The organism is Candidatus Accumulibacter aalborgensis (assembly GCF_900089955.1).
GTDB classification, from domain to species: domain Bacteria; phylum Pseudomonadota; class Gammaproteobacteria; order Burkholderiales; family Rhodocyclaceae; genus Accumulibacter; species Accumulibacter aalborgensis.
Genome location: NZ_FLQX01000121.1, coordinates 25526 through 40805, shown reverse-complemented (window position 1 = coordinate 40805; position 15280 = coordinate 25526). Strand labels below are relative to the sequence as shown.

Sequence of the window (15280 nt, the reverse complement as noted above, 5' to 3'; positions counted from 1 at the left end):
GCATAGCACGATGATTGCTTCTGGATGCCTGTTGCTTCAGGGGAGAGAAGCCAATGGACCCGCAGCCAGGCCTCAGCGAGGTGGTAGACGCCATCCTGCGCTATCTGCACAGCCATCCCGAGGCTGCTGACACCGTGGACGGCATCTGCGAGTGGTGGCTGCCGGTCCACTGGTGCGTCGACATTCCAGTCGTCGAAGCCGCACTCGCCCGCCTGCAGGCGCAAGGTCTGGTCCGCCGCCGCGAAAACGCCGACCGGCATGTGGTGTACTCGCGCCCCGAAGACGAGGCAGGACCTCGTTCCGCGCAGGCGTGAGCTCGTCTTGGACCGAGTCACGTCGACCCGTGCAGGGCTTGGCGCGACGAGTGGGGCAAATCCGACCCACACGGGTGAAAGCTGACCCGGCTTTCTCCCTTTGCCTGGCGGCGCAAGGATCAGCCTGGCTTCTGGGCAAAGGGGCAGCGCAGTGACGACCTGCGCGAGGCGATTTTAGTTGACCAGCCCTCCTCCGTCTGGGTCGAATTCGACCCAGATCAGCACTCGCAGCGGCGGCACTTTGCGGAAATAAGAACCAATACATGCAGTTAAACAAAGCGCCTTGCGTTGGCACGCGGCTTGCTTTGGATCATCGGTAAGCCTCCGGTCGGCCGTTCATCGGCAAACCGGAAGAAGGTCGGGAAGTCGTTGCCGGAAGCCCCGGCCAACTGCCGACTGCGCCCGCCGGCGCGCAGCGAACCGTAACCGAAATCAGCGCCGCATTGTTGCGGCAAAACCTCGATGAGGAGGCAAGCGCATGGCAGGCTTCACGGGCATCGCCGCTGTCGGGAAGAGTATCGAGCGCGTTCTCGCTCGCGCCTTTCTCGAACGTGAGCCGGTGCCGGGCAAGAAGACCAAGGCCGTGCTGATTCGTACCGAGGATCTCGGCGACACTCAGTCGAAGGACAAGATCGGCGACAACGCGCTGTCGATCCTGCTCTACCGGGTGGACTTCAACAACATCATGCGTGCGGCCTGGTCGGCGGTGGGCAATGCCGATGGCCGCGGTCATCTGGCGCTCGACCTGCATTATCTGCTGACTCCCTGGGCCGAGAACGCCGAGTATCAGCACATGATCCTCGGGCGCACGATGCAGGTACTGGAAAGGGCACCCGTCCTCTCGGGGCCACTGCTCTATGCCCCGAGCCTGCCGGCGACGCCGGAATACGCTGGCGAACCGCAGGCGGCGCCGACCGACGCCGTGCAACTGCTGCTCGAGGAAATATCGACCGAAGCGCTGATGCGCACTTTCGACTCGCTGCCCAGCGACTACCGCCTGTCGGTGCCTTACCTGGCGCGCGTGGTGCGTATCGATACCGCCGAGGCAGAGCTCACGCCGCCGGTCACCGACGCCGACATCCGCCTGCGGATCAGCACATGAGCGCCGTCGCGACGCTGCGGCCGCTGGGTATCGACAATACGGTGCAGGTCAGCCAGGTCACGCATCGCCTGGCTTTGGGAATCCAGTGGCTTGACGCCTTGACCCAGCTGCCGGTCGCCGGAGACTGGGTCAACGACCTCGAAGCGATCGGCACGCGCCCAGGGCTGCTGCGTTTCGAACGCCACCCGCAGGCACGGCAGGCGCTGCGTCACGCCGGCCGGTTGGCCAGAGTGCTGCCACTCGCCGCTGCCGACAAGGTGGCGACGCCACCGGCAGACGTCGCTGACGACCCGACGAACTTCGTCGTGCGCGCTTTCGCCCGCCGCGATGCGCGCTACGCCGACTACCGCAGCGACAACGATCCCCGCCAGTACGTGCCGCGCCGGCTGTCGCTGACGCCGGTGCAAAGCGGCGGCGTGCCGCCGTCGTCGCTGGCCAACATCCGTACCGCCTGGCTGTGGCCTGGCGCCACCTATCCGCTGGCCGCCAATGCCTCGGCGATTCGTGGCTGTATTCGGCGCGGTGCTTCGCTGGCGTCGGCGGTGCCTGTCGCCTGGGCGCGCGTGGTGGTCACCCGGCCGGGTGCCGGACCGGCGAACTTCGCCACGGAAACACCGCTGGCCTGGGCGCACGGCGATGACCGCGGCGAATTCCTCGTCGTCCTCGGGACGCAGGCAGTGCCGGGAGGCGTCGTCCTGCCGGCGACGATAGCCCTGCGGCTGTGGATCTTCCTCGCTCCGGCAAGCGTGCTTGGTGTTGCCGATCCGCTCTCTGGTCTGCCGCTCGAGGTGGCCGGCAGCGACGCCTTGAACGAGGTCCTCAGCGGCACAGCGATGCCGGCCGGCCACGTGCTGGAGGCCGCTTTCATCGACATCACGCTGGCACCGGGCAGGGTGTCAGGAGTAAATGATGCCGACCTGCTTTTTGCCTAGTCGGCGCAATCGTTGGCCACAGCGGGCGTTGCGATCGCGCCGCGGCGCCTTTTGTCCCATGACCACAGAACAGAGGGGAACACCATGCCCGAGTATCTAGCACCTGGCGTCTATGTCGAGGAGGTCAGCTTCCGCTCCAAGTCGATCGAAGGCGTGCCGACCAGTACCACCGGTTTTGCCGGCGTGACCCGCTTCGGTCCCGTGCAGTACTCGCTCGGGCCGACGACGACCAAGCCGCGCCTGATCACCTCGTTCACCGAATTCGAGCGCGTCTATGGCAGCCTGGCGCCACTGGATCTGGCGACCGGCGAGCGAACAGCGTATCTGGCGCACGCAGCGCGTGCCTTCTTCAACAACGGCGGGCGCCGGCTGTACGTGTCGCGAGTCTTCACGCCAGCGGCAGCTCAGCCGGTCGCCGACTTCATCGCCCATCTGACCGTCCCGACGACGCTTGGCGCGGCCGCCTGGCACGCCCGCTGGCCGGGTCAGGACGGCAACGTCCTGGTCGACACCCAGGTCATGCGCAGCAAGAACCTGGCCTTCGAATTCCCGCTGGTCGTTGGCGACATTCTGGCCAGGCACACCTGGGGTGTGCAGGTAAAGAGCATTCGTGCCGGCGCCGTCGTCGAAGTCAGCGCGCCCTTGCCGGCGGTCGCGCCGACCGGTAACGTGCCGCTGGTCGCCGGCAACCTGCGGGTGATCAACGTCGATAGCGATGGTCGGCAGACTTTCATCGACAACACCGGCCTGCCGGTACCGGTCGCCGCCGGCGCGCAGATTTCGCTCGTCGAATTGCGCGTCACGGTCTACGGTCCCGACGGCCGTATCGACGTCTATGACCAACTCGGCGCACACCGCGACCAGCGTCGCGACATTGGCAAAGTCCTCGAACTCGATGACCCCGATGACGAGAACGCGATGGTCTATCTCGACTGGCTGCCGGGCGGAAATGCTTTCGCGCCGGCGGCACTGATGGTTGGCCTGCAGTCCGCCGACAAGCGGCTCGCCGGCGGCGGCGACGGCACGCTGCCTAGCGCCGACGATCTGGGCGGCAAGGAGGCCAACCCGGACGTCGTCGCCGAGCGCGCGACCGGCCTCGAAGCGCTCGGCGAACTCGACGACATCGCCATCGTCGCCCTGCCCGACGGCGGTGCGATGCTCGATAGTGACTCGGTCCAGGCGGCGGCCGACCATCTCATCGCGCACGCCGAGAAGTACCGCTATCGCATCGCCGTCGTCGACGCCGCGGCGAACAGCTCGATCTCCGAGATCCGCGAGTTCCGCGGCAAGTTCGACAGCAAGTATGCGGCCCTCTACCACCCGTGGATCGAGATCCTCGATCCACTCTTCCCGACCGTTCCCGGCGTGCCGCCGCGCAAGCTGACCCTGCCGCCGTCAGGTTTCGTCTGCGGCATCTATGCGCGCAGCGACATCGAACGTGGCGTGCACAAGGCGCCGGCCAACGAGGTGGTGCGTGGCCTGACGAAGTTCGAGATCAACATCAACAAGGCGCGCCAGGATGTCCTCAACCCCGAAGGCGTCAACTGCCTGCGCTTCTTCGACGGTCGCGGCAACCGCGTCTGGGGTGCGCGTACGATGAGTTCGGACCCGGAATGGAAGTACGTCAACGTCCGTCGCTTGTTCATCTACGTCGAGCACTCGATCGACAAGGCGACCCAGTGGGCGGTCTTCGAACCCAACAACGAGCGTCTGTGGACCAACATCCGCAGCATGGTCGAAGACTTCCTCTATGTCCTCTGGCGCGATGGCGCGCTGATCGGCGCGAAGCCAGCGGAAGCGTTCTTCGTCCGCTGCGATCGCACGACGATGACCCAGAACGATCTCGACAACGGCCGCCTGATCTGCCTGGTCGGCATGGCGCCCAGCCGTCCGGCCGAGTTCGTGATCTTCCGCGTCGGTCAATGGACTGCCGACAGCAAGAGCTGATTGAGGAGAACTCCAGATGGCAACCCAACGCAACAATCCCTACGGCGCCTTCAATTTCCTGGTCTCGCTCGGCAATGGCAGTGAGACCAGCGTCATCGCGGGCTTTTCCGACGCTTCCGGTCTGGGCAGCGAGATCAACTATTCCGAGTACCGCAACGGCAACGACATGGTCAATACCGTGCGCAAGGTCGCCAATACCTTCAAACAGGAAGACGTGACGCTCAAACGTGGGCTGATCGGTTCGACCGACCTGTTCCAGTGGGTCAAGGACGTCCGTGAAGGCGGCGACGGTCGCCGTACGGTGACCATTACGGTCCTCGATGAAGCGCGCAATCCGGTCGCCGCTTTCAAGCTGACCAATGCTCAGCCCAAGAAGTGGGTCGGCCCGACGCTGGCGGCAAAAGGTGGCGGCGAAGTGGCGATGGAAGAGCTGCACCTGGTGCACGAAGGCGTCGAGTACGTCTAGGTCAACGAGCCATGCTGACTTCAGTCCGCTCCCCGCTCGGCGCTCCAGGCGTATTCGCGCTGCCCGAAGTACGCGTGCCGGTGCTCAATCCGCAGCGCATGGACGTCTGTGCCTTCGTGGGTGTGGCGCCGCGCGGCCCGGCGAACGTTCCGCTGGTCGACGAGAGCTGGCCGGCGGGCTATCGCATGGTCAGCGACCTGGCACGACCGCTGCGGCGCAGCCAGCCGGTGCCGGTGCGCAGTTTCGACGAGTATGTGCATGACTTCGGTGGCTTTGAAGGGCCAGGCCTGTTGCCGCACGCGGTGGCCAGTTACTTCGAACAGGGGGCACGCCTGGCGTGGATCGTACGCATCGTGCATTCCCGCGGCGCTTCGTTTGCCGACGCCTGCGCGGTCGGCAAACTGAGCGGCGCGTTCACCATTGACCTCAAGTTCGTTGCCCGCAACGAAGGCGTGTGGGGCAACCAGATCAAGCTCTCACTCGGCTTTTCGGCGACTGCGCTGGCGTTCACACTCGACGCGCTCGACCGCTTGCTGGTCGACCCGCGCAGTCCGGTGGCCGTCGGTAGCTGTCTGCGCCTGACCGACTCCGCCGGGGCGTCAACGCTGGCCTTCTGCGCTGGCCTGCGGCGGGTGCGCGACAGCGACCGCGCGCGCGAGCGCTGGCTACTGACGCTCGATGGTGCGCCCGCTTCGCCGCCGGTGCGTGCCGAACTCGTCGCCGCCAGCCTGGCGATCGCCGATGGGGTCGGGCGCAGCGAGCGCTTCGACAATCTGGCCCTATCGCCCGATCATCCCGAGAGTCTGGCCAGCGTCCTCTGTGATCGCTCGACGCTGCTCTGGCCGCATCCCGACTGGGCGGCGACGAGAATCGCGCCGCGTGGTCCGCGCGTCGAGTTCCTGCGCGGGGTCAGCGATGTTTTTGCCGGCGGTCGTGACGACTGGCAGACCATCACCCCTGACGATTTTTTCGACAGCCACTGGTCGGTCGCCGACGACAACCCCGGCGCGGGAATCGCCGCGCTGGCCCACAATGACACGATCACCCACCTGATGCTGCCCGATCTCTACGTGCCGGCGCAATGGGCCGGCCCGGAGACCGTCGAGGACCCGCCCACCGGCGGCGCCGGCGCCGAGTTCTCCGCCTGCCTGACCGTATCGACCCCCGCCACGGCGAGCCAGGTAGCGCCGAGCGCTCTCTCGGGTCTGATCGTCGATCCGCGCACGCAGGCCGGACTGACCCTGATCACTGGTCTGCAGCAGCGCGTTCTCGACTTCTGCGAGAGCACCCAGGCGCTGATCGCGCTCTTCGATGTACCGCCCGGTCTGTCACAGGCGCGCATCGAACAGTGGCGGGCGCAGTTCGACAGCTCCTGGGCGGCGGCTTACCACCCGTGGCTGGTGACGGCCCGCCGCACGGCCGACGGGGTCGACGCGGCACAAGCCCGCCGGCATCAGTTGCCGCCATCGGCCGTCGCCGCCGGCATCATTGCGCGGCGTGAATTCGAGCGTGGCATCCAGTTCGGACCGGCCAACGAGATCGCGCGACAGATCATTCATGTCGCCGAAGCACAGCCCGAGGGCCGCGCCGACGCTCTCCATGCGCAGGGAATCAACTGTTTCGTGCGCGGTCCAGACGGCATCGCGCTGGTCGCTGCGCGCACGCTGTCGCGCGAGAGCGACTGGCGACAGTTGTCGGTCCGCCGGCTGATCCTGATGCTGAGGCGAACGCTGCTGGTCGACATGCAGTGGGCCGTTTTCGAGCCCAACGGCCCGGCGCTGTGGCGCGATCTGCAGCACGCGATCGAGAGTCTGCTGCGCGGCCTGTTTCGCGCCGGCGCCTTCGCCGGGGCCAGCGAGGCCGAGTCCTTCTTCGTGCGTGTCCATACCGATAGGCAAGGGTTGGATCGCGGCGAGCTCCTGGTGGACATCGGCGTGGCGCCCGCCGAGCCACTCGAATTCATTCTCGTCCGCCTGCGTCGCGACGGTGATGGCACGCTGAATCTCGAGGAATGAGGCGACCATGCCTGACGCGCTGATCCTGCCCGCTTTCCGCTTCGAGGTGAAGCTGCTGCGCTCGCCGAACCTGATTGCCGGTCGCCAGCGCTTGCCCGGTGCGGGTGACGGCTACGACCCATCGCAGACCGCGGCGCTACTCGGCAATGGCGCTTTTCAGGAGTGCACCGGCCTCGAAATCGAGATGGACATCCAGGAATACCAGGAGGGTGGCCGCAACAACGGCACCATCCGGCGCGTCGGCCGCGCCAAGTATCAGCCGCTGTTGCTCAAGCGCGGCATGTTCTATCAACCCGATGGCGGTGGCCAGGCGAACACCGATCTGTGGCACTGGCTGCAGCGGATCATCAACGGCGAGCGACCAGTGACGCGCTATGACGGCATCGTCTACGTGCTCAGTGCCGACCAGACGGTGCGCGCGACGTGGATGTTCGATCGCGGTCTGCCGGCCAAGATTCGCGGCCCCGAACTGAACGCCAGGACGGGCGAGATCGCCATCGAGGAACTGTCGATCGCGCACGAAGGCCTGCGCCTGCTACCCGCCGAGGTGCCGGCATGAGCGCGCTGCTGAAAGCTCGTCTGGCCGAGATCGGCTCGGGTGAGCGGCCGACCGAGACGCCCAACACGTCGGTGGACGTGCAGTTCAACCCGACGACGCTGCGCGTGCAGATTTCCAACCGCACCGCCGGTGGCGCGCAGGCCGGCGCCCAGGCACGGCAGCGCCCGGGCACCGGCGAGATGCAGGTCAGCTTCGATCTGGTCTTCGATACCGCCGACGAAGGCAGTACCGAGTCCGGCGTCAGTGTGCTCGACAAGACCGCGATGGTCGAGCGCTTCGTCCGCCCGCGCGGACCGCGGCCGGGTCAGGAAGCGCCGCCGCGCGTACTCTTCGCATGGGGCAGCTTCCTGGTGCAGGGGACGATGGAGAGTGCCAACCTCGACCTCGATCTCTTCGACGCTAATGGCGTCCCGCTGCGCGCCAAGGTGTCGGTCAGCATCAAGGGCCAGGACCCGCGCTGGACCTACACCCCGGCGCCGGCCAACGCTGCCGCCGCGGCCGGAGCACCGGCGGGGTCGAGCAATGGCAGCGCGCTACCCGCCGGTTCGCCCGGAACGCAGGGTAACCAGCAGTCGCCCGAGCGCATCGTGCAGGCGATGCCCGGCGAGAGCCTGGCGCAACTGGCGGCGCGCAACGGTTTCGATGCCAAGGCCTGGCGGGCACTGGCCGACGGCCTGAGCAACCCGCTGCGGCTCGAACTTGGGCAGGAGGTGGCGCTGCCCGCCGCTGCCGGCCGCGGCGTCGCCAGCGGCGGCAACGGGCAAGGGAGCGACCCGGCGAAAACCGCCGCCAGCCTGCCGCTCGTCGCTGCGCCGACAGGAGCTGCGGGTGGCGGTCGGGCCGCAACGGCGCGCAGCGCCAGCGGCATCGACCCGGTCCATCAGGGGCAGGCGCTGGCCAGTCAGGGAGGCCTCGGCGGCGCCATCGCGCAGGTCAAGAGCGCAGCGCATCAGCAGGGGGCGAGCAGCAGCCTCGCCGCTTTCGGCCTGACGAGCGGCGAAGCTGCCGACAGTGCCGACCGTCCGTGGGGTGCCGGCGTACCGCTGCGACCCCGCTTCGGCAGTGCGCTGCCTGCCGCGCGTCGCGATCCGACTCAGCCCGGTTGGGCGACGGCCGGCAAGCTTGCGACGAGTAGCACACCGGCGCTGAGCACGGCAAGTGTCGGGCGCAGCATGGCCTTGGCTGACTGTGGCTGCCGCGGCAGGCGTGCGCGCCGCAACCCCTGAGGAGAAAAAGCGATGCCCATCGAGATTGGGGAAGTGAACGCCGAAGTCGAGGTCGATGCCGCTGGTGGTGGCAGTGGCGGTGAGCAGCCGCACAGCGAGGCCTCTGCCGAGGCGCTGCAGCGCTGGCAGGAAGTCGCGCGCCGCGATACGCAACTCGCCGCGCGAACGCAGGCCTGGGGTTTCGATGACTGAGAATGTGACTAAACGAAACTGAAATCATGCCCCTGATCCCGACTCCCCTGCAGTCATCGACGATCCCCGAGATCAAGGTCGATGGGCGGGCGAACGCCGAGCTGGCGCGCGACGTGTGCCTGCTGCAGGTCGACGAGGACATGCACGGCCTGCGTCGCCTGCTGGCAACCTTCGTCGCCGTCGGACCGCGCGCCGGCGAACAGAACGAGCAACTCAACTGGCTCGACGGCGCCGTTCTCGATTTCGGCAAGGAGTTGCGTGTGGCGATGGGTCCGAGCGATTCCCGCCAGGAAGTGTTTGCCGGCAAGCTCAGCGCGATCGAGCTGTCGATGGCGCAGGGCAGATCACCCGAAGTCGTTTGCCTGGCCGAGGACCACCTGATGGATCTGCGCATGACCCGGCGCTTCAAGACCTACGAAAACGTCAGCGAGGCCGACCTGCTGCAGCAGATTGCCGCCGAGCACGGCCTGCGCGCGGTTGCCGACGTCGACGGACCGACCTGGCCGCTGGCACAGCAATGGAACCAGAGCGACCTGGCTTTCCTGCGCGAGCGCGCGCGGCGGCTGGCCGCCGAGGTATGGGTCGACGGCGACGCGGTGCACATGGCGACGCGCGACCGGCGTGGCGGCAATGCAGTGACCCTGATCCAGGGCAGCAATCTGTTGCAGGTGCGCTTGCGCGCCGATCTCGCGCATCAGCGCAGCAAGGTCGTCGTCGGCGGTTTCGACGACGCCGATCAGGACGCCATCGACGAGGAATCCGACGGCAATCAGATCGCCGCCGAGGCGCAGGGCAACACGCATGGCGCGCAGGTGCTCGAACGCGCTTTCGGCGAGCGCGTCAGTTACCGTGTGCGCGAGGTGCCGCTCAAGGATGGCGAGGCCACCGCCCTCGCCCGCGCTGCGCTGCTCGGACGCGCACGGCGTTTCGTCAGCGTGAACGGTGTCGCCGATGGCAACACGGCGATCCACGTTGGCAGCCTGTTGCGCCTGGAACGGGTCAGTCCGCTGTTCGAGGGCGACGGCTTCTACGTCACGCGCGTTCGCCACCAGTATGATCAGCCGACAGGCTACCGGACGCATTTCGATGCCGAACGTGCCTGGCTTGGGAGGGCGACATGAACGGCGACCCGCGCAGCCCGCGCGACGGTGAAGGGCCGCGCTGGTTCGGGCTCTACCCGGCGGTGGTCAGCGACCTCGTCGATCCTGATGCCAAGGGCCGCATCAAGGTGAAGATTCCCGCTTTCGGCGCTGCCGGCGAAGCGGTTTTTGCCTGGGCGACGCTGCTCACGCCCTACGCCGACCAGGACCAGGGCCTCGAGATCCTGCCCGAAGTCGATTCGCAGGTCGTGCTCGCCTTCGAGGCCGGCGATCCGGCGCGACCGTATATCGTCGGCGCCTGCTGGAACGGCAGCCGGTCGCTGCCCGAAGCTGCCACAGTGGCCAACAACCTGCGCACGCTGAAGACACGTTCGGGCAGCATGCTGCAGTTCGACGACACCGACGGCGCCGCCAAGGTCACCGTGTCGATGGAGAGCGGCCACCGCATCGTTCTCGACGACGCTGCCCAGGAGGTCACCGTCGAACACAGCAATGGCTGCAAGATCAACATCAACATCGCCGGCCAGGTGACGATCACCGCCAACGCGACGGTCGAAGTCAATGCCTCGGCGGTCAATGTCCATGCGCCGATGGTCAGTTGCGACGGCATCGTCCAATGCACGACGCTGATCGCCTCGACCGGCGTCGTCTCGCCAAGCTACACCCCCGGAGCGGGGAACGTATGGTGATCACCCGCCAAGCGACTCACCCGGCGCCGAACTGGCGCCTGGTCGGGCCGTGGTATCGCTGGGCGCATCCCGCTCTGCCTGCCGATGGTCGGGTCAGCCGGCCGACGATCCAGAAATTCGCCGGCGACGACTTCATCAAGGACTTCCTGGCGCGGCCGCAGCACTCGCTGAAATACGACGAAGTGATCGACGTGGTCAACAGCTACCAGTTGGCCGAGGCCGGTTCGTTTGCCGCCAGGGTGCTGTGCCTGCTGCCGCTGACCGCGACCGGCAAGCCGGCGCCAAAGTATGAGGCCGATGGCACGACGATCAGCAAGGCGGCGGTGTACCGCGCCCGTCTGGCGCCGACCAGTCTGCGCAAGCTCTACCAGCCGGCGCACGACCGCCATTACCTGGTCACCTGCGAACTGCACTGCGATGAGCCCGGTTTTCCGCGCGTCGCCCGCCAGCAGGTCTGTCAGGCCGGTTTCGTCGTCCGCCGCCGGATCAGCAGACGTCCGGACGGCTTGAGCGCGGAGAGCGTCACCGAACAGGCGAAGGCGGCGCAGACGATGGCCGCCGACTTGCGCGAACTGCTGAGCCTCGACGACGCCGGTGCCCGCGACGCGCAGGACAGCGTCGGCCTGAGCGCCAGGGAACTCCAGCAGCAGCAGGCGCTGCGCGCCAACGCGCTGAGGCAGCAGGCGCTGCTCGTCGCGCTGGAGCATCAGCCGAGCTGGCCGGCGCTGCTCGCCGACAAGCGCCGCCAGCTCGAAGCCGAACGTGAACGCCTGCAGCAGTGGTACGACGAGCATGGCGTCAGGGTCGACATCGAGGGCTGGTTCCCGACTCTTCAGGACGGCAAGACGAGCCGCGTGTATGGCGAATGGCGGCGGCTCGACAGCCCCGCCAAGATTTTCGCCGACGTCGCCGCCGGCGAACAGTCCTACCCGCTGTTTGCCATCGTTCCCGATCCGCGCGAAGCACAGCACGATGCCGCCGGCCGTACGCTCTACTACGGCACGGTGCCGACCGGCGGTGTGCAGCACGACGCCAATGGCGTAGCGCGTTTCGACGACCTGATGACCTATGAAATCCGCTGTTTCGTCCGCCAGCATCATCCCTGTCCGCCGCGCATCGGCAAGACGCCCGACTGTCACGGGCCGCTGGTCTGGAGCCTGCCCAGCGAAGCGTTCCGCGTCGCGGCGCCGTTCGACGTGCTCGGTGCGGCCAATCGGCCGATCACCATCAAGATGCCCGACCTGCGCGAACTGGCTGCGCAGGCGGCGACGCGGCCACGCGGCAAGCTTTCGCCGGTGCGCTTCGTGCAGCCGCAGCACCTGTCGCCAAAGGTCAAGGACAGTGCCGTAGACGGCGGCGAGATGGGCGGCGAGGCGATCTGCAGTTTCTCGATTCCGCTGATCACGATCATCGCGCTCTTCGTCCTCAGTCTCTTCCTGCCGATCGTCGTGTTCATCTTCAACCTCTGGTTCCTGCTCGTCTTCCGCTTCTGCATTCCACCGCAAATCAAGGTCGCTGCCGGTCTCGACGCGGCGCTGGCGGTGACTCCGCCAAAGGTCGACCTCGACGCCGATTTCAGCGTCAAGGTCGACGGGGTCGACACGCTGATCGACACTGACGACCTGCACGCGGCGCTGACCACCGGCAGCGATTCGCTGAAGACACGAATCAAGAGCGACGTCGGCATCGATCAAGACCCGGCGATCGACGATCTGAGCAACAACAACCTCGGACCGATCGACCAGACGCTGCAGGACAACGCCGAGCGCTTGCCGGCCAGCGACGGTACGCTGCCACCGCCGCCACCGGTGGGCACACCTCTGGTCTATGAAGACCCGGTGACGCCGGTCTGGCCGGCGACCGGAGGTGCCAAACGGTCATGACTTGCCAAGACAGCCCAGGTCATGAAAGTCATGGCCGTTTCCCTCACCCCCGGCCCCTCTCCCGCGAACGCGGGCGAGGGGAGCTTCGCGAGTCGCTCGCGCGACTTTCATGGCAATGAACACCCCTCTCAGTAGCCCACTGAGGCGCTACGAACGTCTCGGCCAGGGACTCGGGCAGCCGATTCTGGCCGACGATGCCGGTCGCCTGCCGGTCGTCGCCGGCCCGGAGAAGGTCCGCCAGGCGATCTTCACGATCCTCGATACCGAACCGGGCGAGCGTGTGATGCGCGCCGATTTCGGCTGTGGCTTGCGGCGTTTCCTGATGGCGCCGAACAATCCGGCGACGCGCGCCGCTATCGAGCGCGAGATTGCTCAGTCGCTGGCACGCTGGGAACCGCGCGTCACGGTGATCGGTGTTCGGGTGTCGCCGACCGACGACCGCGCCACCGTGCTGATCGAGATTCAGTACGCGCATGTGCTCGACGGTCGCCAGGACGTCCTGGTCTATCCCTTCTATCTGGAGCAGAGCGGATGAATCGCGCCGCACGCCCTAGCGCTGCCTTGCCGGCAGGAGGTCAATCATGCCACTGATCGCTCCTATCCTGGACGACCGCAGTTTCGAGGACCTGTTCGCCGAGTTGCGCAACCGCATTCCGGTCTACAACCCGACGTGGACCGATCACCTCGACAGTGACCCCGGGATCACCCTGTTGCAGCTCTTTGCCTATCTCGGCGAGGGCCTGCAGTTCCGCTTCAACCAGATCCCCGAGGCGACACAGATCGCTTTCCTGAAGCTGCTCGACCTGCCGATGGAGCCGTCGCGGCCGGCTCAGGTGCTGGTCCGTTTCGAGAGCAAGGTCGCCAACGGCGTCGTGCTCTATGGCGGCGATCAGGTCAAGGCCGGCAAGACGCTGTTCACGCTGACCCAGGACGCGACCATCTGGCCGCTCGATTGCGTCACCGTCGCGCGTCGCAGCCTGCTCAGCGACGAAGACCTCGGCGACACGGCAAAGGTGCGCGCATTCATCGACGGACTTGATTCCGAGTTGAGCGTCGCCGTCCGCGGCAGTGTAGACGCAATCAGGTTGGCCCAGGGCGAGGACCAGCCGGTAGCGCCCTACGATGTGCTGACCCTGACCTCGGACGCTCTTTCGGCGCCGGTGGACTTCTCGGCGACGGTCGATGGCTGCCTCTGGATCGGCGTTCTCAAGAACACAGATGTGGTCAAGGATCCGGTCGTCGATCTTCAGCGCCCCGCCGGGCGCACGCTGCCGCTGGCCATCGGCTTCGCGCCGGCGGCCTGGTATCCGGGAATCGACGAAGTGGCCGCCTGCGCCGCCGGCGACGGCCCGTCGCTGATCTGGCAGGCGTCGCTGGCGCAGCTCGACAAGGACGGTAGCCCCGCTTACACGGCGGTGCGCGTCGCCGGAGACAGCACCGCCGGTTTTACGCGCCAGGGTGTCGTCCGTCTCGAACTGGCCGCCGACCTGACGCCCCTTGGTGTTCCCGTCGCACCGATCGGCCTCGCCGGTAGCGGCGACTTTCCGCCCGAACTCGACGACGATCGCGCCGACCGGCTGTGGTTCTGGCTGCGCGTCTGGCGCGGCGATGGCAGCCGCATCGGCGAGGTCCGCTGGGTGACGCTGAACGCCGTTCCCGGCGAGCAAAGCGTCGCTGCGGCCGGCGAGTTGCTCGGTAGCGGCAACGGCCAGCCCGGTCAGGTGTACCAGCTCGCGCACACTCCGGTGTTGCTCGATCCGCGCTACCCCGTGCGTCTGCAGGTCGAGGAGAGCGGCGTGTGGACCGACTGGACGCAGGTCGACACGCTCGACGCTTCGACGAGCGCCGACCGGCACTTTGCGCTCGATGCCGAAGCCGGTACGTTGCGTTTTGGCGAACGCTGGCCGCAACTGGGCGAGCGTTTGCGAGTCATCGGCTATCGCTGGGGTGGCGGCGCCGCCGGCAATGTTGCCGCGCTGGGGATCGACAAGCTCGGCGCGCTGCTCGCCGGGGCGCTGCCGCCGGCACCGCTGGTCCGGGCGGGGCAGGTGGCGCTGAAATGCAGCAATCCGCTGCCCGCCTCCGGTGGCGCCGACAGCGAGAGCCTGGACGCGGCGCTGCGCCGCATTCCGAGCGAACTGCGGCGCAACCACCGCGCCGTGGCGCGCGACGATTTCGCCGAACTCGCCCTGCAGACGCCGGCCGTCGTCCTCGGTCGCGCCGAGTGCCTGCCGCTCTTTCACGCGCCAAGCCGAAGCCGCAAGCCGGGAACGGTCAGCGTCGTCGTCTGGCCGGCACGCGACGCGCAGCATCCGAACGCACCGCTGCCCGATGCCTGGGAGCTGACGCAGGTCTGTGGCTGGCTCGATCGCTGGCGTCTGGTGACCACCGAGTTGTATGTCATCCCGCCGACTTATCGGCGCATCGCGCTGGCCGTCTCGGTCAAAGTGCGCGACGGCTACGGGCTCGATGCCATCCGCGACTGGGTGGATATCCTGCTCCGCCAGTACCTCGCGCCGCTACCGCCCTTCGGACCCGACGGACACGGCTGGCCACTCGGCCGGCGGGTACTGGCACGGGAACTCGAAGGCGTCGCGATGCAGGTCGAAGGAGTCGACTATATCGAAACGTTGCGCCTCGACGCCGCCAACACCGACCAAGATGGCCAGATCAGTTGGGCAGCGACCGAGATCCTGCCGATTGCCGACTGGGAGGTCCCCGAAGTGGCCGGGATCATCGTCGTCGACGAGGCGACCGAACTGCCCGCTCCGGGCAGCGGGCTGGCGCCGCCGCTGGCCCGCCCGCCGGTCCCCGTACCGGTGCTCAGAGACATCTGCTGAGGGAATGGACACACC

The 15280-nt window shown here is 67.1% G+C and carries 14 protein-coding genes; all 14 read left to right on the top strand.

From position 1 onward, the window contains the following. Nucleotides 1–53: 53 nt before the first annotated feature. The 14 genes from ACCAA_RS13350 (at nucleotide 54) to ACCAA_RS13285 (ending at nucleotide 15265) form a co-directional block, all read left to right on the top strand. Nucleotides 54–314, top strand: a complete 261-nt coding sequence (locus tag ACCAA_RS13350; protein ID WP_186407743.1) for a hypothetical protein — start codon at nucleotides 54–56, stop codon at nucleotides 312–314. 478 nt (nucleotides 315–792) lie between these two features. Then, entirely contained in the window at nucleotides 793–1416 is a 624-nt protein-coding gene (locus tag ACCAA_RS13345) for a Pvc16 family protein (RefSeq protein ID WP_186407742.1), read from the top strand. Further along, on the top strand, nucleotides 1413–2348 hold the full coding sequence (locus ACCAA_RS13340; protein ID WP_186407741.1) for a hypothetical protein: 936 nt from the start codon (nucleotides 1413–1415) through the stop codon (nucleotides 2346–2348). The genes ACCAA_RS13345 and ACCAA_RS13340 overlap by 4 nt, the downstream gene beginning before the upstream one ends. A gap of 84 nt (nucleotides 2349–2432) precedes the next feature. Then, a complete protein-coding gene (locus tag ACCAA_RS13335; protein WP_186407740.1) occupies nucleotides 2433–4295 on the top strand; it encodes a phage tail sheath family protein in 1863 nt (620 codons plus the stop codon). A 16-nt stretch (nucleotides 4296–4311) separates the two neighbouring features. Next, a complete protein-coding gene (locus ACCAA_RS13330) occupies nucleotides 4312–4761 on the top strand; it encodes a phage tail protein (RefSeq protein ID WP_186407739.1) in 450 nt (149 codons plus the stop codon). 11 nt (nucleotides 4762–4772) lie between these two features. Further along, nucleotides 4773–6776, top strand: a complete 2004-nt coding sequence (locus tag ACCAA_RS13325; RefSeq protein WP_186407738.1) for a phage tail sheath family protein — start codon at nucleotides 4773–4775, stop codon at nucleotides 6774–6776. A 7-nt stretch (nucleotides 6777–6783) separates the two neighbouring features. Continuing rightward, the gene (locus ACCAA_RS13320) at nucleotides 6784–7335 is read left to right on the top strand and encodes a phage tail protein (RefSeq protein WP_186407737.1); all 552 of its coding nucleotides are present in this window, start codon (nucleotides 6784–6786) and stop codon (nucleotides 7333–7335) included. Continuing rightward, nucleotides 7332–8561, top strand: coding sequence for a CIS tube protein (locus tag ACCAA_RS13315; RefSeq protein ID WP_186407736.1), 1230 nt, complete (start codon nucleotides 7332–7334; stop codon nucleotides 8559–8561). The genes ACCAA_RS13320 and ACCAA_RS13315 overlap by 4 nt, the downstream gene beginning before the upstream one ends. A 12-nt stretch (nucleotides 8562–8573) precedes the next feature. Further along, on the top strand, nucleotides 8574–8753 hold the full coding sequence (locus ACCAA_RS13310) for a hypothetical protein (RefSeq protein ID WP_186407735.1): 180 nt from the start codon (nucleotides 8574–8576) through the stop codon (nucleotides 8751–8753). Nucleotides 8754–8779: 26 nt separating this feature from the next. After that, nucleotides 8780–9874, top strand: a complete 1095-nt coding sequence (locus ACCAA_RS13305) for a phage late control D family protein (protein WP_245754571.1) — start codon at nucleotides 8780–8782, stop codon at nucleotides 9872–9874. Further along, nucleotides 9871–10542 (top strand): phage baseplate assembly protein V, encoded by a 672-nt coding sequence (locus ACCAA_RS13300; RefSeq protein ID WP_186407734.1) that lies wholly within the window; start codon nucleotides 9871–9873, stop codon nucleotides 10540–10542. Before ACCAA_RS13305 ends, ACCAA_RS13300 begins: the two co-directional genes overlap by 4 nt. Next, on the top strand, nucleotides 10536–12425 hold the full coding sequence (locus tag ACCAA_RS13295) for a hypothetical protein (protein ID WP_186407733.1): 1890 nt from the start codon (nucleotides 10536–10538) through the stop codon (nucleotides 12423–12425). Before ACCAA_RS13300 ends, ACCAA_RS13295 begins: the two co-directional genes overlap by 7 nt. A 115-nt stretch (nucleotides 12426–12540) precedes the next feature. After that, a complete protein-coding gene (locus ACCAA_RS13290) occupies nucleotides 12541–12960 on the top strand; it encodes a GPW/gp25 family protein (protein WP_186407732.1) in 420 nt (139 codons plus the stop codon). Between the two features lie 46 nt (nucleotides 12961–13006). Beyond that, nucleotides 13007–15265, top strand: coding sequence for a putative baseplate assembly protein (locus ACCAA_RS13285; protein ID WP_186407731.1), 2259 nt, complete (start codon nucleotides 13007–13009; stop codon nucleotides 15263–15265). Nucleotides 15266–15280: the final 15 nt, after the last annotated feature.

Coding starts and splice junctions, on each gene's coding strand:
- ACCAA_RS13305 (WP_245754571.1), top strand. CDS start 8,780: ATGCCCCTGATCCCGACTCCCCTGCAGTCATCGACGATCCCCGAGATC.
- ACCAA_RS13295 (WP_186407733.1), top strand. CDS start 10,536: ATGGTGATCACCCGCCAAGCGACTCACCCGGCGCCGAACTGGCGCCTG.
- ACCAA_RS13300 (WP_186407734.1), top strand. CDS start 9,871: ATGAACGGCGACCCGCGCAGCCCGCGCGACGGTGAAGGGCCGCGCTGG.
- ACCAA_RS13310 (WP_186407735.1), top strand. CDS start 8,574: ATGCCCATCGAGATTGGGGAAGTGAACGCCGAAGTCGAGGTCGATGCC.
- ACCAA_RS13330 (WP_186407739.1), top strand. CDS start 4,312: ATGGCAACCCAACGCAACAATCCCTACGGCGCCTTCAATTTCCTGGTC.
- ACCAA_RS13325 (WP_186407738.1), top strand. CDS start 4,773: ATGCTGACTTCAGTCCGCTCCCCGCTCGGCGCTCCAGGCGTATTCGCG.
- ACCAA_RS13340 (WP_186407741.1), top strand. CDS start 1,413: ATGAGCGCCGTCGCGACGCTGCGGCCGCTGGGTATCGACAATACGGTG.
- ACCAA_RS13335 (WP_186407740.1), top strand. CDS start 2,433: ATGCCCGAGTATCTAGCACCTGGCGTCTATGTCGAGGAGGTCAGCTTC.
- ACCAA_RS13315 (WP_186407736.1), top strand. CDS start 7,332: ATGAGCGCGCTGCTGAAAGCTCGTCTGGCCGAGATCGGCTCGGGTGAG.
- ACCAA_RS13290 (WP_186407732.1), top strand. CDS start 12,541: ATGAACACCCCTCTCAGTAGCCCACTGAGGCGCTACGAACGTCTCGGC.
- ACCAA_RS13350 (WP_186407743.1), top strand. CDS start 54: ATGGACCCGCAGCCAGGCCTCAGCGAGGTGGTAGACGCCATCCTGCGC.
- ACCAA_RS13320 (WP_186407737.1), top strand. CDS start 6,784: ATGCCTGACGCGCTGATCCTGCCCGCTTTCCGCTTCGAGGTGAAGCTG.
- ACCAA_RS13345 (WP_186407742.1), top strand. CDS start 793: ATGGCAGGCTTCACGGGCATCGCCGCTGTCGGGAAGAGTATCGAGCGC.
- ACCAA_RS13285 (WP_186407731.1), top strand. CDS start 13,007: ATGCCACTGATCGCTCCTATCCTGGACGACCGCAGTTTCGAGGACCTG.